The following is an 18437-nucleotide window of genomic DNA, read 5'->3' on the forward strand; positions in this document are numbered from 1 at the left end:
ACTCTACTGTACCACTAGAAAGAATTGGATAATACTCTTCACCAGACACATAATAACCAACAATATCAAATTCCTTAACCTCAATCGTAAAGTTAGTCGGAAATTGATAGTTAATCTTCGCTGATTCTATCCAATGATTGGACTTGATTCGCTCAGCGTATGTTTCCTTATCCAACAATAGAGCTAAAGTATAGTCACTATCTTGAATCCCAGAAGCCTGTTTGATGTCATCCGCCTGGGTGTTACTATTCCCCTTAACCTCGATATTTTTGATGGTCGAAAGTGGAGTCAATAGATAGACTGAAAGAAGGAGGACCAGGACACTGGGTACCAAGATACTCACAGCTCGCCAAATATGAACAGGCGCAATTTTAGGTTTGGCTGGTTTCTCTGGTTTTTCTTTTTTCTTCTTCTCTTTTCCCTCTTTGACTTTCCGGTCATCCTTTTGAGATTTTTCTTCTTTTTCGGATAGTTCCTTGCTTGGACTTGAGGCTTCCTCATCTGACTCACTCGATGATTTCTTGGATTCCTCCAATAGTTTCGAGTTGGCTTCCTTACGAGCTTGTTTTTCCTTTTCCTTCTCTTCAGCAAGGGCAGCTTCTTCCTCAGCCTTCTTCTTCAGGTATTCCTGGTTTCGTTTCTGCCATTCAGACAATTCTTGCTTCTGGTTTGATTCTTTTTTCTTATCCTTTGACATTGATATTCCTTATGCTAGGTCTTTTCTTAGTAGATCGTAAAAATCTGCAAGAGATTTCAATTCAGTCGAAGCTTTCATGCTAGCTTGGTATTGATCCTTGTGACTAAGCAAGTGACTGAGTTTCGCCTCCAAGCTTTCCAAGGTCAAGTCACTTTCTTGAAGTTCTTCTGCGTAGCCTTTCTTAACAAAATAGGCAGCATTTTCAATCTGGTCTCCTCGACTTGCTTCACGACCCAATGGTACGATGAGATGGAGTTTCGCCATGGCCAAGAGTTCGAAAATCGTATTGGCACCACCACGCGTTACCACCACATCTGCCATCTCCATCAAAGGTTGATAGAGATCCGTCACATAATCAACACGAAAGAGATTTTGACTCAACTCATTGAGGCTAGAATCTCCAGTGAAATTGATAATATTGTAGCGCTCTGTCAGTTCTTGCTTATAATCTGTCACCAATTGGTTAAAGACACGAGCTCCTGCAGAACCACCAACAAACAATACCGTTGGCAATTTAGGATCAAAGTGGGTTTGGATATCCACCAATTCATCTGGTTCAGGAGTGTTTTGATCTGAAACCTTTGTCACTGCTCCCACATGCTCGACTTTTGCGAGACCAGCAGCCTGCTCAAATGTCGAATACATCTTGGTCGCAAATTTATAGGCGATTTTATTGGCCAAGCCCATAGAAAGGTCAGATTCATGAATAAAGACAGGCACTCCTGACACTCGCGCTGCTATAACCGGCGGTACAGAGACAAATCCTCCCTTAGAAAAAAGAGCCTGTGGACGCAGTCGTAACATGATAAAGAGGGATTGGACAATTCCCCAACCAACTTTGAAGATATCCAGCATATTTTGCCAAGAGAAGTAACGACGCAACTTACCAGTCGCAATAGAATGGAAGGTCACATTCAAGCCTGACTTGAGGATTTCTTGGTGTTCGATTCCGTGTTTATCACCAATATAGTGAACTTCCCAGCCGTCTTCGATGAACTTAGGCATTAACAAAAGGTTGAGGGTAACGTGTCCAACCGTCCCCCCACCTGTAAAGACAATTTTTTTCATATTATTCCTTTAACTCCGCTACTGTGTCGATAAAGAGGTCGCCACGTACTTCAAAGTTAGCATACATATCCCAGCTAGCATTGGCAGGACTGAGGAGAACCACATCTCCTTGAGTCGCAAGCTCATAAGCCTTGCGGGTCGCATCAGCAATATCTGTCGCATCTACATAAGTCACACCAGCCTTCTCTGCTGCCCGTTTGACACGTTCTGCAGACTGACCGAGGATAACCATCTTCTTGAGCCCAGTAATATCTGGCACCAATTCGTCAAACTCATTGCCTCGGTCCAAACCACCTGCAATTAAGATAACCTTACTGTTGTCAAATCCTGACAAGGCTTTTTGAGTAGCCAAGATATTGGTTGACTTACTATCGTTATAGAATTTGACACCCTGAATTTCATCCACAAATTGGAGACGGTGTTTGACACCACCAAAGGCTGAAAGAGTTTCCTTGATAGTTTGGTTATCCACACCACGTAGCTTGGCTACTGCAATGGCCGCAAGGGCATTTTCTACATTGTGGCTACCTGGAACACCGATTTCACTAGCTGCCATGACCACTTCGCCACGGAAGCAGAGTTGACCATCTTCCAAATAAGCTCCATCAACCTTTTCCTGTGTTGAAAATGGAACAACAGTGGCTTGTGTTTTGCTAGCCAACTCTTTTGCCAAGTCTTGATTAAAGTTCAAGACAAGGAAATCAGCTGCTGTCATCTTGTTCTGGATATTCCACTTAGCTGCCACATACTCTTCAAAAGAACCATGATAGTCGATATGAGTCGGCATGAGGTTGGTAATAACCGCAATCTCAGGATGGAATTCTTGAACACCCATCAGTTGGAAAGAAGACAGTTCCATAACGAGCGTGTCCTTGGCTGTCGCAGTTTGAGCCACTTGACTAGCAGGATAGCCGATATTCCCTGATAAGAGACCATGTTGACCAGCAGCAGTTAAAACTTCCCCAATCATCGTCGTTGTGGTTGTTTTCCCATTTGAACCAGTAATACCGATAATTGGCGCATCTGAAATCAAATAAGCCAATTCCACCTCAGTCAAGACTTGAATCCCCTTTGCCAGAGCCTTCTCAATCATGGGATTGCTATAAGGGATACCTGGATTTTTCACCATCAGAGCGAAATCTTCATCCAAGAGCTCCAAAGGATGCCCACCAGTGACAACCTTGATCCCATCTTCCAGCAAGCTTTGAGCAGCAGGATTTTCCTCAAAAGGCTTGCCATCATTTACTGTCACAATAGCACCCAGCTTGTCTAGCAAACGGGCCGCAGACTCACCAGACTTAGCCAAACCTAAAACAAGTACTTTCTTATTTTTAAATTGATCGATTACTTTCATGTCTCAAACTCCATTTCTACTCCTACTATTTTACCATTTTTATGGAAATAATACTAAACGAAAATGCTCTAGCCTTCATTCTAGCATAGAAAAAGAGAGCCATAGCTCTCTTTCTATTTATCTTCTTTTGCTCTTTTTTACTGGCATGAGCGTAATGTCTCTCAAGCTAAAGTAGGCTAGAGCCAGCATGGCGATTGTGACAAAGAATTCTGTCGGTAATTGGAAGATTTGCAAGATGGACAACATCAGCAAAATCAAGAGTGCAACAACTACAAAGACCAAGATAACGATGTTGACTGTTCCTTTGATACTTTGGGGTGTCGCAAATACATAGAGTAGTAATAAGAGTATCCCTATGATTAAATAGACCATCTTTATCTCTTTCTAGCTCTTATTCAGCTGATTTTTTCTTTTTGTTGGCTTTCTCGCGCTCTGCCTTGTTGAGGATTTGCTTACGCAAACGGATAGACTCAGGCGTTACTTCCATGTACTCATCGTCATTCAAGAACTCAAGAGACTCTTCAAGGGTCAAGATACGAGGTGTCTTGATAACCGCTGTTTGGTCCTTAGTAGCTGAACGAACGTTGGTCATTTGTTTGGCCTTAGTGATATTAACAGTCAAGTCGTTTTCACGAGAGTTTTCACCGATGATCATTCCTTCGTAAACCTCAGTACCTGGGTTGACAAAGATTGTACCACGTTCTTCGATAGACATGATTGAGTATGTTGTAGCCTTACCAGCATCAATAGAAACAAGAGCACCACGGTGACGTCCACCAATTTCTCCTGGAATGAGTGGCAAGTATTGGTCAAAGGTATGGTTCATGATACCGTAACCACGAGTCATTGACAAGAACTCAGTTGAGTATCCAATCAAACCACGCGCTGGAACTAGGAAGACCAAACGAGTTTGACCATTACCAGTTGAAATCATATCCAACATTTCGCCCTTACGTTCAGAAAGGCTTTGGATAACAGATCCTTGGTATTCTTCTGGAGTATCGATTTGCACACGTTCAAATGGCTCACATTTAACGCCATCGATTTCTTTTACAATAACCTCTGGACGAGATACTTGAAGTTCATAACCCTCACGGCGCATGGTTTCAATCAGGATTGACAAGTGCAATTCTCCACGTCCTGAAACGGTCCATTTATCTGGGGAATCAGTTGGGTCAACACGAAGGGAAACGTCTGTTTGCAATTCTGCTTGCAAGCGTTCTTCTACCTTACGAGAAGTCACCCATTTACCTTCTTTACCAGCAAATGGTGAGTTGTTGACCAAGAAAGTCATTTGAAGAGTTGGCTCATCGATGTGTAGGATTGGAAGAGGTTCAATGGCATCTGTCGGAGTAATGGTTTCACCAACAAAGATATCTTCCATACCAGAAACAGCAATCAAGTCACCTGCTTTGGCTTCTTGGATTTCACGACGTTCCAAACCAAAGAATCCGAAGAGTTTTGTAACACGGAAGTTCTTCGTTGTACCATCCAGTTTAGAAAGGGTAACTTGGTCTCCAACTTTCACACTACCACGGAAGACACGACCGATACCGATACGACCTACGAAGTCATTGTAGTCCAAAAGTGACACTTGGAACTGTAACGGTTCATCCGAGTTGTCCACTGGAGCAGGGATATGGTCGATAATGGTATCAAAGATTGGCGCCATTGTTTTTTCTTGATCAGCTGGATCGTCTGACAATGAAGAAGTTCCGTTGATAGCTGAAGCATACACCACTGGGAAATCAAGCTGGTCATCGTCTGCACCAAGCTCAATGAAGAGCTCCAATACTTCGTCTACTACTTCTGCTGGACGAGCTGATGGTTTGTCGATTTTATTAACAACCACGATTGGTACAAGATCTTGTTCCAAGGCTTTTTTCAATACGAAACGAGTTTGTGGCATGGTTCCTTCGTAGGCATCCACGACCAAGACAACACCGTCAACCATTTTCATGATACGCTCAACTTCTCCACCGAAGTCCGCGTGTCCTGGTGTGTCCATGATGTTGATACGAGTTCCGTTGTAGGCAACGGCAGTGTTTTTCGCAAGGATGGTAATTCCACGCTCTTTTTCGATATCGTTTGAGTCCATAGCGCGCTCTGCCAATTCAGTACGTGCATCAAGAGTTTCAGACTGCTTCAATAATTCGTCAACGAGAGTTGTCTTACCGTGGTCAACGTGGGCGATAATCGCAATGTTACGGATATCTTCTCTTAATTTTGTCATGATTTCCTCTAATATTTAAATTTTTATTTCTAACTGAACAATTATACCACAGTCTCATTCAAAAATCACAGTTCAGCTAAGTGTAAATGTTTTCACTCTGCTTTTCTAGTCAAGGCAACTCTTTTCAAAGTCAGAGACTTATGATAAGATAAGCTGGTATGCGTTTAGATAGATTATTAGCCCAAGAAAAGGTCAGTCGCAAGGCTATGAAACAAGCTCTATTAAAAAAAGAAATCCTAGTAGATGATTGTCCAGCCAGCTCACTTGCTCAAAATGTCGACACTGGGTTGCAGAAATTAGTCTTTCAAGGACGGCAAATCCAAGGCTACGAGCACAACTACCTCATGCTTCATAAGCCAAACGGAGTCGTTACAGCTAGCAAGGATAAGAAACTTCCAACCGTCATGGACCTCCTTCCACCTGACATCCAGTCTGACCAGCTCTATGCTATCGGCAGACTAGACCGCGATACGACGGGACTGCTACTTTTGACAGACAATGGACCTCTTGGTTTTCAACTCCTCCATCCCCAGTACCATGTCGATAAATCCTATCAAGTGGTAGTAAACGGACTGCTCACGTCAGACCATATCCAAAAATTCAAAGATGGGATTGTCTTTTTAGATGGGATTACTTGTAAACCTGCTCAGCTCGAAATTCTGTCCTCAAGCCCAACAGAGAGCCGGGCCTCCATCACCATCTCTGAGGGCAAGTTTCATCAGGTTAAGAAGATGTTTCTCTCAGTTGGTGTCAAGGTGACTGCCCTAAAACGAGTCCAATTCGGTGACTTTACATTAGACCCAGAACTAGCAAAAGGGCAATACCGTCCCTTGAATCCAGAGGAATTGAAAATTATTAAAAACTATTTAGAGAAAAGTGGATAAAAGAAAAAAGCTTTAAATTTAAAGCTTTTTTTATCTTCTTTAACTCATGTGTAAGATAATTCCAATAATCCAGTTAAGATCAGAAAGAACAATACCTACAATAGCTATAATTCTTTCTGTTTTATAATCAAGTCCAGACTCTTTTTGAAGTTCGTTAGCATACAAGATACCGGCGATACCTAAAAGAATGCCTCCCAACGGAAATAACAAACTAAGAATGATAGATAGGATACCCACTAAAAGCGGGTTTTTCTTCTTTTCTAGCATTTTCTACAAATTCCTTAAAATGTTTATTAATTTAGCATAGGAGACCGACTTTATCAACTTTTTCCTTGATCTTAGCTAGTCTTGACCTTCCCAATCCAAGAATCCAGCCCATAAGAAAGGATATAAATCTCAGAGAAACCTTGTTTTTTCAAATAAAGTGCTGCATTAGTCACTCGTTGTCCGCGTTGGTTTTCGTAGAGAAGGACAGGTTTATCCTTGCGAAGGGCTGCAAGGCTTGACTTCAACTGATTTGAAGGAATATTGCGAGCTCCGAGGATATGTTTTCTGTGAAATTCTGCTGCATCACGGACATCAATCAATTGCCCTTTCCGAATCAAGGCTTCAAATTCTGCATTGTCCACAATCTTAGCCGCACGACGAATACGAAGGTAGTTATACCCCATCCATGCCGCCATCGCTAGTACGATTCCCCACAAAACCCAAATTGTCATAAGTTCTTATCTCCATTTTTCTCTATGTAGTCTAATTCTATCTTGTGCTCTCTACGAAGAACAGCTTCCGCCTCTAGATAGTCTAGCTTGTCCATCAGACCTGCATCATAGATCCGAGAGAGTTCGAGCTTCATCAGTTCAATATCATACAAGCGCTTCCCCATGTAAACAATAATGCCAAACTGTTTGAGAAATTGCTGCACATCATAGAATGTTTTCATAGCTTCCATTTTAGCAGATTCTAGACTTTTTTTCAATACTAGACCGGCTCTTTCCCCCTATTTTCTTCGTCTTCATTGCCCATTCTTCCGCAAGTATGGTACAATAAAAACATGAGAATTCAACAACTACACTATATTATCAAAATCGTCGAAACTGGCTCTATGAATGAGGCAGCCAAGCAACTCTTTATCACCCAACCCAGTCTCTCTAATGCTGTTCGAGACTTGGAAAATGAAATGGGCATTGAAATCTTTATCCGCAATCCCAAGGGAATTACCTTGACGCGTGATGGGATGGAGTTTCTCTCCTACGCTCGTCAAGTTGTCGAGCAAACTCAGCTTCTGGAGGAACGTTATAAAAATCCTATCGCCCACCGCGAACTTTTCAGCGTTTCCTCTCAGCACTATGCCTTTGTAGTCAATGCCTTTGTCTCTCTGCTCAAGAAAAGTGATATGGAGAAATACGAGCTCTTCCTTCGTGAAACTCGGACTTGGGAGATTATCGATGACGTCAAGAACTTCCGTAGCGAGGTCGGTGTCCTCTTTTTAAACAGCTACAATCGTGATGTTTTAACGAAAATGCTGGATGACAATCACCTGCTAGCCCACCACCTCTTTACCGCTCAACCCCATATCTTTGTCAGCAAGACCAACCCTCTAGCTAAAAAAGACAAGGTCAAACTGGCTGATTTGGAAGACTTTCCTTATCTGAGTTATGACCAGGGGACGCACAACTCCTTCTACTTTTCAGAGGAGATTCTTTCACAAGAGCACCACAAGAAATCCATCGTAGTCAGTGACCGTGCCACCCTCTTTAATCTTTTGATTGGTTTGGATGGTTACACCATTGCAACAGGGATATTGAACAGCAACCTCAACGGAGACAATATCGTTTCCATTCCACTGGACATTGACGACCCGATTGAACTAGTCTATATCCAACATGAAAAAACCAGCCTGTCTAAGATGGGCGAACGCTTTATCGAATACTTACTAGAAGAAGTTCAATTCGATAATTAATAGAAAAATGAAAAAGGGAAAAAGAAAAAGTTAGGAAATAAAAAGTGAAAAAGATACTACTGACCAGTGCTTTAATCCTTTCAATCGCAGGATTAGCACCCGCATCCGTCTTAGGAGAAGAAAACACAACTCAATCCACATCTGCTGTCAAGGAAGCAATTGCCAAAGAAGAAAAGAAAGAGTCGAGTGTTGAGGAAAACTCTAAATCAGAAGTTCTTCCTAAAGTAGATGTGCAAGAAGACAAGCCCAAAAAAGAAGGATGGTACCAAGAAAATCATCACTGGCGCTTTTACCAAGATGATAAACCTGCTTTGAACTGGAAACAAATCCAAGGCAAATGGTACTACTTCGATCAAGATGGTAATCGTCTTCATTCTACTGTCTACAAAGGTTATGCCTTTGACCAAGATGGTGTCATGACAGAAAATAGCTGGACCAAACTGGACAATCAATGGTATTATGCTGATTCCTCTGGACGACTTGCTCAGAACACCTGGAAAAAAATCAATGGTTCTTGGTATTATTTTGACCAAACTGGAAGCATGCTCAGCAACACTGCCGTTGACGGCTATCTGCTCACAAAAAGCGGGGCTATGGCGGAAAAGGGCTGGACAAAATTAGATCAAATTTGGTACTATGTCGCTCCTTCTGGAAAGATCTCGCAGGATAAATGGGAGAAAATCAACGGTTCTTGGTATTACTTTGACAAAGACGGTGGAATGCTGAGTGCGACAACCTTCAAGGGCTACCTCTTCAACCAGAGCGGAGCTATGGCAGAAAACAACTGGGTCAAAATCAAGGATACTTGGTTCTATGCGAACGGGTCAGGGAGATATGTCCAAGAAAACTGGCAAAAGATTCAAGGTTCCTGGTACTCATTTGACCAGAATGGTGGGATGCTAGCAGACAAATGGAAAGAAAGCTACTACCTTAAAACCAGTGGAGCCATGGCGGAGAATGAGTGGATCTTCGATAAAGCCTACAAGAGCTGGTTCTATCTAAAAGCGGATGGTCGTTATGCAAATCAGGAGTGGATTGGAGCATACTACCTCAAGTCAGGTGGTTACATGGCAAAGAGCGAATGGATTTACGATAACTCTGACAAAGCACGCTACTACCTAGATGATAATGGACATTATGTTTCAGGAACTTACAAGATAGACGGTAAGGAACACCTGTTCCAAAAATACGGCCAATGGATTTCTGAAGTTTCAACTGAAGGTGGATTTGTAAAAGGCCAATACAGCAATACCATTTTCCTAGATCCTGGGCATGGTGGTCGAGATTCAGGTGCCTTTTACTACAATGTAGCTGAAAAAGATCTCAACATGCAGATTTACCGTAAGCTTCGTAGTAAGTTGGAAGAACTAGGTTACAAGGTCCTCACTTCTCGTGATAGTGATATTGACGTTGATTTTGTTACCGAACGTTCTCGTATGGTTAATAAAACCAACTCGGATATTTTTATCAGTATTCACTTCAACGCTACTGGTAATACCTACTCAAAAGCGAGCGGTATTCAAACCTACTCCTATAGCGATGAACCTGATTATCCAAGTAAGATTAATAAATACTGGCACAATCACCCAGATCGTATGAGTGAAAGCAAACGCCTCGCCACTGCCATCCACTCCTCTCTCCTAGCAGAAACAGGGGCCAAAGACGCTGGTCTGTTGGAGAGCAGCTATGCCGTACTACGCGAAACAGCCAAACCAGCCGTTCTCCTAGAACTTGGTTATATGGATAATTTCTCCGAAAACCAACAAATTAGAGATAGCCACTACCAAGATAAACTGGTCGCAGGCATCGTAAAAGGGATTCAAAAATATTACGCTGGTCCGTAAAAAAAGTCTCGAGAAATCTCGAGACTTTTTTATTTATCTTCTTTTTTATCCTTATCAGGAAAGAGGTAGCCAAGTCCTACACAAGCTAGCACACCGGCACCAATCACCAAACCACTTGAAATGGGCAAGAGATCAAAAATAGCATTTGCAATGATAAAAGCAATAATTAAGCACATCAGACTAGCCTTATAGTCTTTTTTCAAAAGATTTTCTAGAGTGAAATAGAGGAATAAGCCAACTGGAATCAGTGACCAGAGGTTGACATCCAAACTTGGCCATCCAACAGATCCGAAATACAATACTAGCGCTGCTGCTACTAAAAATACAAGTCCCAATAATTTTTTCATTTTTTTGTCTCCATTTTCTTTTTTTGGTTCTTGAGTTGTCTGATACTGACCCCTCACGTCCCTTACATGAATCATTATAGCAGAGGAATTTTTCAAGAACAAGCCCTTTTGCCTATCTGGTCAATATCTCTGTCTAAGTGGTTGAGTATTTGTAACAAAAGAAAAAGAAGCCCTAATGGGCTTCTTGATTCTGCCGATTGCAACAGTATTTTTGAACGAATACCATCTAGTTTTTCTTTTCCTTTGGCTCTAGAGAAGATTTGATTGCTTCACGATCTGCTTGTAGTTGAGCTAAGTTCTTTTCTGCTTCCTCAAGTTTACTGGTATCTGGTTTCACACGATAATAAACATTTTCTGGTTTCATTAACATCGCTTCATATTGTTGTCCAGAAAAAAGTCTTTCCTCAGCATGATTACTTTTATCCGTAATCTTTCCATCATCCCCAGGTTGCATAACAACTCCACTTGGCACAGCTACTACTACAAATCCTCCAGCAACAGAATCTTTTACCCATGCACTAATAGACGCTGTCTCAGGGTTACGACTATCTTGACCTTTTGATACCTTTAATCCAACTACAGATTCGTACTTTTGATCATTTGTAAACCAAGTCGCACGTACCTCTCCAGAATCATTAATAATGTATTCATTACCAGATTGACTACGCCAAGTACCTTCTAAACTAGACAAATCATTGTTCTTGATTGCTTCAATATCTAGTTTTGGAACAGCAGTTTCTTTCTTGAACTTGCTAACAAGTGCTTCTGCTTCCGTAATTTTGGTATCTAAAGCAGTCAGTTGATCCTTGAGTTTTTGAATTTCCTCTTGTTTATCCTTATCAGTCTCATCTGTTTTTCCTTGGCTTGTAGACGATTTACTTGTTGACTCTGTAGTTGAAACAGCAGACGATGTTTGATTTGACTCTTTCTTTCCAATCAGAAGATATGAGAAAATACTTACCAAGATGAGAGTGACTAAAACAGAGAGTGCTATGCCAATATAGATTTTTATATTTTTATTCGGAGCCGACTTTGATTCAGACCGCTTAGGTCCATTGATCTCTTCAAATTGTTTTTCCCGTTCTTTCTTATTCATAATTTTCTCCTTTTTGATTGATATTCAGGCAAGCTTACGATACTTCATTCGTTACTATCCATGAACTTTTATGACTTTTAAAAAAAAATCCAAGCAAAAATTTCTAGAATAAATAACTATCAAAATATCTCTAGATTGGTATCAAAACAAGTATTTATTACAATACATTATACCACAAAATATAAACAACCGTTTGTATTTATATTTTTATAAGCCAAAGAAATGGATTTTAAACAGAACCCATCTCCATTAGAAAAAGCCTGTCCTGTGACAAGGCTTTTACATATATCTCTTTAAAATCTCCTATTTTCATAGAAATCTAAATAATATATTTATAAATCAATATTTTCACAAAACTATGTCATCACCTCACTATCTAATCTCAGTACTTAAAGCATTTTTTCTATAGCTTTTGTCTTAATCTTTATTTTTTCTCTTCAATCCAAGAAAAGCTCCTACTATAAACATGATTCCGGCAGCTAATAGTGTCTGGGCTCCGCTTGCTGTTCCGGTTTTTGGCAACTGATTAGGATTGTTACTAGTTGATTTACTATTGATGTTAGTATTTTTATTAGTTAAGTTCCCTTGTTCATTTAGATAAACGTTCTTGTCAATTTCAAAGTTTTTATCATTTTCATCAGAAACAATACTGTTGACATCATTAGTTGAATCAGATTGTGTTTTTTCTTTCTTTTTCGATACATCAAAAGTAGGTTTATTTTCCTCCTCCTTTTTCTCCTCTATTTTCTTGAATACAGGTTTTATAAAGGTATCTTTTGATAGATTAAGAACATAGCCGGCGTCTTTTTTCCCTTCGAAACCAGAAATTTCCCAACCATCAAATTGGTATCCTTTTTCTAATTCACCCTTATAGACAGGTAACATAAAATCTTCTTCCGACACTATCGTTGAACTCATTTCTTTTCCATTTTGAATGGTTACAGTTACCCTATGAGGTTTTAGTTCACTTACCTCTCCCGTATCTTTGTTTAAAATGAATTCTTTTACGGTTGTATTTCTTGCGAAATCTTTTACAACAATCTTAATGTTTAGTGTCTTATCTGTTAGTTGTTTAATATCATCAAATGATTTGTATTCTTTTCCATTTACATAAATATGTTGTTCTTGAATCTCACCATCGAATCCATTATTTCTTTTATCATTGATGTTAAAGACTACAGATTTTCCGTTAGCATATTCGATACTTGTATTTCCCTTAGGATCAATGTTTACTTCTGGTTTTACATTATCATATAAAAATTGATAGTGTACTCCAACCGCTTTCGCATTCAAATCGCTATAGCCAGTTTGAAGATAAACATTTCCATCCATATCTGTTACCTTATCTGGAAATCCGTTTGCTTTATAGTCTTTCATTCCCCAGTCCATGATGTCACCGTCTTTAACATTAAGCTTAATGTTAAAATCTCTAGTGTTATCAATGTGTAAATCTCCATAGATTAAATAATTATCTACAACAGATTCATTAACTCTCAACTCCCAGTTAAAACCACCCTTATCAGAAATCTTACCTCTTAAATAAAATTCTGGATTTCGTACATAAATTTTATTAGATTTAGATGGATTAAAGTAGTTCTTGTCCATTGAGAGGTTTACTGGTTTTGCATCAATAAATAACGTAGAGCCATCTTCTTTAATAGCTTCTACATTGGACTTATCCTCTCCTGTGTACTCTTTACCATCTTTACCAAATAATACCAGTTTAGAAGGATCTGTTACAAGATTGCCATCTTTATCGATTGCCTCCCCTTTATCATTCATTTTAAATGTAAACACTTGATATCTTACAATGTTAAAGCCGTCCAAAGCCGACATTAATACTGATTGAGTACTTCTTCCATCTTCAACATTTCTACTATCAGCATAAATTGTTGTTTCTGATAAGACTCTTAGATTAGGATTGGCCTTTTGGATTTTTGCTATATCTTCCTGGCTATAAACTCCATTCCCTTCTAACATATCCGTTTTTCCAGGATTATAGGTAGTCACTTTTAGTGCATAGCCTTTTCTCAGAATGATATTATCCTTTAACAGATATTGTTGTTTTTCTGAATCAGCATAGATTTTACCAGATTCCATGTCCGTTAAATTGTTTGGTTTGTTTTTTGAGAGATCTCCTTCTCCTAATTCTATTACATTCCCATAACTTGATGCATACGGATATTCTGCTTTAGTTTCCTTATTTTTTTCAGGCATTCTAATTTTAGTTTCAGCTTTTATCTGACCATCATCTTTGACAAAAAACCTCATATCTCCTGCAAAAGCTAATCCATCCACAATATCATTAATATTAGCGTATAAATCAAATGTCATCGTTTTTGAGTGGGAATCATACTTGGTCGTTTTGATTTCTATCGATTTATAATTATTGCCATAATATACCTTGGCATTTTTAGAAACATTACTGATCTTTCCAAGAATTTCAAAGTGTCCATCTTTAGACGGGTTTAGAATGCCATAAATTTTTGATTTGATTTCATCAAGTTTTTCAGTTTCATATTGTAAGGCACTACCATCGTCATAAGCAATGATATTTCCCTTATCATCGTATTTATAATCGTATTCCTCTATTCTCTTACCAGTTTCACTTGTAAAGTCATCAACTTCTCTAAATTTCTTTTTAATTAGTTTCTTTAAGTCTTTAGTTTCAAAGTCTCTAATTGTTGAAATAGTTTTATGAATAGTCAAGCTAGATTTTTCTTCGATAGACTCTTCATTTTCTTGATGATGTTCTACTTCAGTTGTATCTTTTTTAAGACTATCCTCTTTTCTATTTTCTAAATTTTTAAATTTAGATTCGGAAATCTCGCCAAGCTTTTGGTATTTAGATGAATCTTGATCAGGATCTACTAGATAATAGGAAATCATCCCATTTTCATCAGCATGATCAGCAAATTTAATTCTATGAATCTTTGTGAAATTGCTAGAACCGTCTAATGCAATCACTTCAATGATTTTGCCTCTTAAATCTCCTGCACCTTTAATTTCATAAATGGTATTTCCGTCTTTGTCAAGTTTCCTATTTCGTCCTTGACCCTCACCTGCATAAGTGACCTCAAGATTTTTTTCAACCTCTCCATCTTCATTAACAAGAGCGGCCCCAGCATACCAAACTTCGTTGGCAATCTCGTCAAATTTTTCAGGATGTTCTTTTTGATCTCTCGCAAATAGCGTTTCATTCTTGTATTGCTCTTTGACCTTGTGATAAGTATCCTTTGTAATCAACTTAATTTTTTCAGGGTTTGAAAAATCAATTGAAACAATCTTTGGAGGGGTGTTATCAATTTTTACAGGAATATAGGAAACCTGCCATGGGTAATCCTTGGTTAATCTATATTTAAATTTATAGAAATATTGGCCTTCCGCAATCGGTTCAAATTGTCCTCGTATCTTAGTAGCAGGATCTTTTTTGTCATTACTTTCTGGGGCATTTTCTTCTCTACCTCTTGGGTTATAAATGAGTCCATCCCATTTCAAGTCACCCCAAACTTTTAGCTTAGAAGATTTAATGCCCTTTGCATCATTTCTTTTAGAGTTTAAAATTCCTTTAATAAAGTGTTCTCTCGAAATGACTTTTAAGTCTCTTTGATTTTCTCCTTCTTTATTTGTATTTACTATTGAAATCACCCCTTCTTCTGCACTTCTTAATACAAGTGGAGAAGGCGTTAATCCTCTCTCAAGTTGAGCATCTTGAGGATTTCCATTTGAATCTAAAGGATAGATTTTAGCAATATTAGAGCCACTTGATGAAGGTGCGTTGATTCCTTCGTTATTGAAAGCAAATAATTCTGGATTTTGATCTAGGGATGTTGTATTTTTATCTTTTCTATTTTGGATAACTCCTGCTGGATTAAATTTATCTATACCATGTTCTCCACCAATCCCCTTATTTAAGGTACCTGGAATTTTTGGTTTACCATCATCATCATAACCTTCCATTGCTTTTGATTTTGATCCTTCTTCCCAGGCCCATTTATCAAGGATTGGTTCGTGGTTCCAATTCCCAGCAAATCCCATTAGAGGCATCGACAAAGAAGGTTGGAAGTTTCTTTTCTTACCGTTGGAGTTTAGAGCTTCCATTTCTTCCACTGACTCAAAATGAATAAATGATTCTACAAATTTATTTTTGTTTTTAGCTTCTCCAACATTTATAACCGCATTTAAATCAAAGCTGGAATTTGGACCTATAGTGAAAGTATCATGCTCAAATGTGATATTTGCTCCTTTGACTTTTTCTGGGTGAATTTCTGGAACAATTTGCTTCCCGTCCGGAGATTTTTCATCTTTATATGTTTCATCGAGTTTTAGCCTATCAGTTAGAGCATCTGTAGTTACAGTTGATGCAGAAACTTTAAAGGTTAAAGGTCTATTTGAGGTATTGTGAAGCTTGATTGTAAAGTATTTTTTATCACCTTTTATTTCTTTAAGAGAAATGGAACCATATGAATTTACCAAACCTTTAGAATCTATATTTTTGAAAGTCGCTACAACTTCATTTCTCAAAGCGTTGGCAACATTAATTAGTCCCGCTCCCTGCTGTCTAGGTGATGCAAAGTATTGACTCTTTTCTTTCCAAGAGGTTGCATCCATCATAGGTTTTGCAGTATTTTGTAGGGCTATTTTTGTAAGACTTGTAAGGTCTATTTTGTCATCTCCCTTAAGATTTTTCAAGACAGGTCTTTCAAGCAATTCCTTTAATTTTGGTCGAATCAAAACAGTAGAAGCTGCTACAATTGGAGTTGCCATGCTAGTTCCTGACATATAACCATAAGTAGATTTACCATTAATAACATTTAGAGTAGATTTAATATTTTTACCTGGTGCTGAAACATCCGGTTTTAAAAGCAAATCTGTTCTTGGCCCCCAAGATGTAGACCCTGCTGGAACTATAATATCTTCTTTATAAAGTTCTTTGTCTGTGTCAGGTGCAAATTTAAAGTCAATTTCTTTTTCATCACCTACATTCGGTTTATTAGAATTATAGCTTTCCATATCAATTGGATAGTATTGTTCTAAGTTATCTTTAAAATCTTCCTTATTATTTCTTTTGACTTCAGTTTTTTTATCAGGGTTAATCATGTTCCATAATTTTACACCATCATCTCCTGAAATTGAAAATACTTGACTAGTAGTCCCTTCATCCGCTTCATATCCCATAGCTGGAAGGTCTGTCCAATTATCTCTATTGTAGTAATTTACAGTATTTACAACCATAATGGCACGTGCGCCTTTATCCATAGCTCTTTTAAAAGCATCTTTTAAATCCTTGGTATAAATTCTATCCATTACTGCAATTTTGCCCTTAAGATCCAAGCCTATCAAATCTTGGTCTTGACCTTTGCCTATATATACAAATTTTAATTTATTTGGAGTTTTTGAGCCATCCTCATTTGTTAGGATTTTGTTTTTATCGAAAAAAGCCCCTATATTTCTGTATTTAAAACTTTGTCCTCCAATGTTAACCTTATCAAACTCAATGGTTTGATTTTTAGCAGAAGCGACCGCTATCGCATCTTCATGTGCGGCGGTTCGTGTTACATTTCCAGTATCTGTCATTTTCAGATTATTATTTGCTACTAAATCCCAAGAAGAACTTGAAGCAGAAGTCGCAAAGTTACCTGTAGCAACAACCATTGGGATTCCAGCTTTTCTTAATGCTCTAATAGCCTCCCAATATTTCTCGCCTACAAGACCGGTTCCCGTAAAGCCAGATGATACCGAAACAACATCGACATTGTGTTTGATCGAATCTTCAATAGCATGAAACATTGTTTCATCACCTGCAAACCCAGATCCTGCGTCAGAGTACATTTTATAAGAGAAAATTTGTGCATTAGGCGCAATTCCATCTATGCCATTAAAGTTCTTGATATCTTTTTCAGTATCATTTCCAGCAAGAATCCCTGCAATATGCATCCCATGTGGGTCAAAATAATCCCTTCCATCATCATATTTTTCTACAGTGATTTTACCACCATTATAATAATTGAACGCATGAGGGATTTTATCACTCAACCAATAATTCTTATCAGTGCCTTTTAAGTCATCTTTTTTAAATTTCATTGAGTCTTTGGCATCATCATCAATCCTCATAGCCTTATGCCTATAATCTGTTCCAGTATCGATATTTGAAATGACCATACCTCTACCATCAAAATTTTTCCCAAATGGAGCATTGATAGACTTTAGGTAATCAATAGCTTCCTCAACTCCAATTTCCTTTCTGGCATGATTCATCATTGGTTGGAGTTTTTGTGATCGTTCAACCGACGAAACACCTTCTATTTGTTTAATTTTGTCCAAATTATCTGGAGTTGTTTCAATGGCAGCGCCATTAAAAATCGTATTATAGGTATATAAAACTTTTGTATCCTTAAGATTTGATAGTTCCTTAATTACTTTTTCTCCAGATTGTTTATCTTTAAATTCAGCAATATAGACAACTTTATCTTCTTTTTTCGGATTTTCTGTATCTTTATTTACAAATGAGTCCGCATCATTTCCTTGGGATTGATTGGAGTCTTCTTTGATACTTGCTCCTTCGTTACTAGTTTTTTTGTCTATCACAGACTTTTTACTAACAACCTCTTTTTCCTCAATAACTGTTGTCTTCTTCTCCTCAGTATCCTTTGAAGTTTCTATAACATTATGAAGTTCTTCAGATTGTTCATTGTTTTCTGTTTCTTTATCTGCTACTACTTTTTCTTTATCTGCTACTACTTTTTCTTTATCAGAAATTCTTAAAGCATCTTCAGAACTAGGTGCATCTGCTAAAATTACCTCATTGGGGGCATATGCTGCTAAAATAACTGCAGCAGTAGTTAATGACAATACCGTACTTTTTTTCATTTTAATTCCTTAATTTTTTATTTTAAACCCAATAGATAGAAAACTTTAACCTTGCTAGCCTTTGTTATAAAAAGTTTTATGACG

General features: G+C 38.4%; 14 protein-coding genes. 3 read left to right on the forward strand and 11 right to left on the reverse strand.

The window, feature by feature from the left end:
- From HMPREF0849_RS01990 to typA, 5 genes are all read right to left on the reverse strand, one after another.
- Positions 1-697 (reverse strand): cell division protein FtsQ/DivIB (locus HMPREF0849_RS01990; protein ID WP_009013520.1); only part of this gene is annotated, 697 nt, incomplete at its 3' end.
- Positions 698-706: 9 nt separating this feature from the next.
- A complete protein-coding gene (locus HMPREF0849_RS01995; protein ID WP_000724796.1) occupies positions 707-1765 on the reverse strand; it encodes a UDP-N-acetylglucosamine--N-acetylmuramyl-(pentapeptide) pyrophosphoryl-undecaprenol N-acetylglucosamine transferase in 1059 nt (352 codons plus the stop codon).
- A gap of 1 nt (position 1766) precedes the next feature.
- Positions 1767-3119 carry a UDP-N-acetylmuramoyl-L-alanine--D-glutamate ligase gene (murD, locus tag HMPREF0849_RS02000; protein WP_000863065.1) on the reverse strand — a complete coding sequence of 451 codons (1353 nt, stop codon included), beginning with the start codon at positions 3117-3119 and terminating at the stop codon, positions 1767-1769.
- A 117-nt stretch (positions 3120-3236) separates the two neighbouring features.
- Positions 3237-3491, reverse strand: a complete 255-nt coding sequence (locus tag HMPREF0849_RS02005) for a DUF3165 family protein (protein WP_000262660.1) — start codon at positions 3489-3491, stop codon at positions 3237-3239.
- Positions 3492-3510: 19 nt separating this feature from the next.
- Positions 3511-5352: a translational GTPase TypA gene (gene typA, locus HMPREF0849_RS02010; protein ID WP_000164115.1), complete on the reverse strand. Its 1842-nt coding sequence runs from the start codon at positions 5350-5352 to the stop codon at positions 3511-3513.
- Between the two features lie 158 nt (positions 5353-5510).
- Here typA and HMPREF0849_RS02015 point away from each other — a divergent pair, with 158 nt between their 5' ends.
- Positions 5511-6236, forward strand: a complete 726-nt coding sequence (locus HMPREF0849_RS02015; protein WP_001235079.1) for a 16S rRNA pseudouridine(516) synthase — start codon at positions 5511-5513, stop codon at positions 6234-6236.
- A gap of 39 nt (positions 6237-6275) precedes the next feature.
- Here HMPREF0849_RS02015 and HMPREF0849_RS02020 read toward each other — a convergent pair whose 3' ends face one another.
- The 3 genes from HMPREF0849_RS02020 to HMPREF0849_RS02030 all read right to left on the reverse strand — a co-directional run bounded on the left by HMPREF0849_RS02020 (position 6276) and on the right by HMPREF0849_RS02030 (position 7185).
- The gene (locus HMPREF0849_RS02020) at positions 6276-6503 is read right to left on the reverse strand and encodes a hypothetical protein (protein ID WP_000890389.1); all 228 of its coding nucleotides are present in this window, start codon (positions 6501-6503) and stop codon (positions 6276-6278) included.
- 71 nt (positions 6504-6574) lie between these two features.
- The gene (locus HMPREF0849_RS02025; protein WP_000158173.1) at positions 6575-6955 is read right to left on the reverse strand and encodes a rhodanese-like domain-containing protein; all 381 of its coding nucleotides are present in this window, start codon (positions 6953-6955) and stop codon (positions 6575-6577) included.
- Positions 6952-7185 (reverse strand): YqgQ family protein, encoded by a 234-nt coding sequence (locus HMPREF0849_RS02030; protein WP_044135604.1) that lies wholly within the window; start codon positions 7183-7185, stop codon positions 6952-6954. The genes HMPREF0849_RS02025 and HMPREF0849_RS02030 overlap by 4 nt, the downstream gene beginning before the upstream one ends.
- Positions 7186-7287: 102 nt before the next feature.
- On the opposite strand from HMPREF0849_RS02030, the gene HMPREF0849_RS02035 reads away from it, so the two are divergent.
- Together HMPREF0849_RS02035 and HMPREF0849_RS02040 are read left to right on the forward strand one after the other, a co-directional pair.
- Positions 7288-8196, forward strand: a complete 909-nt coding sequence (locus HMPREF0849_RS02035) for a LysR family transcriptional regulator (RefSeq protein ID WP_001222578.1) — start codon at positions 7288-7290, stop codon at positions 8194-8196.
- A gap of 44 nt (positions 8197-8240) precedes the next feature.
- On the forward strand, positions 8241-10040 hold the full coding sequence (locus HMPREF0849_RS02040) for an N-acetylmuramoyl-L-alanine amidase (protein WP_000722523.1): 1800 nt from the start codon (positions 8241-8243) through the stop codon (positions 10038-10040).
- A gap of 29 nt (positions 10041-10069) precedes the next feature.
- Here HMPREF0849_RS02040 and HMPREF0849_RS02045 read toward each other — a convergent pair whose 3' ends face one another.
- The 3 genes from HMPREF0849_RS02045 to HMPREF0849_RS02055 all read right to left on the reverse strand — a co-directional run bounded on the left by HMPREF0849_RS02045 (position 10070) and on the right by HMPREF0849_RS02055 (position 18353).
- Complete coding sequence (locus tag HMPREF0849_RS02045; RefSeq protein ID WP_000734665.1) at positions 10070-10387, reverse strand: LiaF transmembrane domain-containing protein; 318 nt, start codon at positions 10385-10387, stop codon at positions 10070-10072.
- Between the two features lie 226 nt (positions 10388-10613).
- Positions 10614-11483, reverse strand: coding sequence for a DUF6287 domain-containing protein (locus HMPREF0849_RS02050; RefSeq protein ID WP_001034380.1), 870 nt, complete (start codon positions 11481-11483; stop codon positions 10614-10616).
- A 417-nt stretch (positions 11484-11900) separates the two neighbouring features.
- Positions 11901-18353: a S8 family peptidase gene (locus HMPREF0849_RS02055; protein WP_000750020.1), complete on the reverse strand. Its 6453-nt coding sequence runs from the start codon at positions 18351-18353 to the stop codon at positions 11901-11903.
- Between the last annotated feature and the right edge of the window lie 84 nt (positions 18354-18437).

The sequence above is a fragment of the Streptococcus sp. C300 genome (assembly GCF_000187645.1).
Taxonomy (GTDB): Bacteria; Bacillota; Bacilli; order Lactobacillales; family Streptococcaceae; genus Streptococcus; species Streptococcus oralis_CQ.

What these genes read in the sequence shown, in the direction of transcription:
- HMPREF0849_RS02025 (WP_000158173.1), bottom strand. Translation starts at nt 6,955, where the DNA reads ATGACAATTTGGGTTTTGTGGGGAATCGTACTAGCGATGGCGGCATGG.
- HMPREF0849_RS02055 (WP_000750020.1), bottom strand. Translation starts at nt 18,353, where the DNA reads ATGAAAAAAAGTACGGTATTGTCATTAACTACTGCTGCAGTTATTTTA.
- HMPREF0849_RS02015 (WP_001235079.1), top strand. Translation starts at nt 5,511, where the DNA reads ATGCGTTTAGATAGATTATTAGCCCAAGAAAAGGTCAGTCGCAAGGCT.
- HMPREF0849_RS02035 (WP_001222578.1), top strand. Translation starts at nt 7,288, where the DNA reads ATGAGAATTCAACAACTACACTATATTATCAAAATCGTCGAAACTGGC.
- HMPREF0849_RS02045 (WP_000734665.1), bottom strand. Translation starts at nt 10,387, where the DNA reads ATGAAAAAATTATTGGGACTTGTATTTTTAGTAGCAGCAGCGCTAGTA.
- HMPREF0849_RS02005 (WP_000262660.1), bottom strand. Translation starts at nt 3,491, where the DNA reads ATGGTCTATTTAATCATAGGGATACTCTTATTACTACTCTATGTATTT.
- HMPREF0849_RS02030 (WP_044135604.1), bottom strand. Translation starts at nt 7,185, where the DNA reads ATGGAAGCTATGAAAACATTCTATGATGTGCAGCAATTTCTCAAACAG.
- typA (WP_000164115.1), bottom strand. Translation starts at nt 5,352, where the DNA reads ATGACAAAATTAAGAGAAGATATCCGTAACATTGCGATTATCGCCCAC.
- murD (WP_000863065.1), bottom strand. Translation starts at nt 3,119, where the DNA reads ATGAAAGTAATCGATCAATTTAAAAATAAGAAAGTACTTGTTTTAGGT.
- HMPREF0849_RS02020 (WP_000890389.1), bottom strand. Translation starts at nt 6,503, where the DNA reads ATGCTAGAAAAGAAGAAAAACCCGCTTTTAGTGGGTATCCTATCTATC.
- HMPREF0849_RS02050 (WP_001034380.1), bottom strand. Translation starts at nt 11,483, where the DNA reads ATGAATAAGAAAGAACGGGAAAAACAATTTGAAGAGATCAATGGACCT.
- HMPREF0849_RS01995 (WP_000724796.1), bottom strand. Translation starts at nt 1,765, where the DNA reads ATGAAAAAAATTGTCTTTACAGGTGGGGGGACGGTTGGACACGTTACC.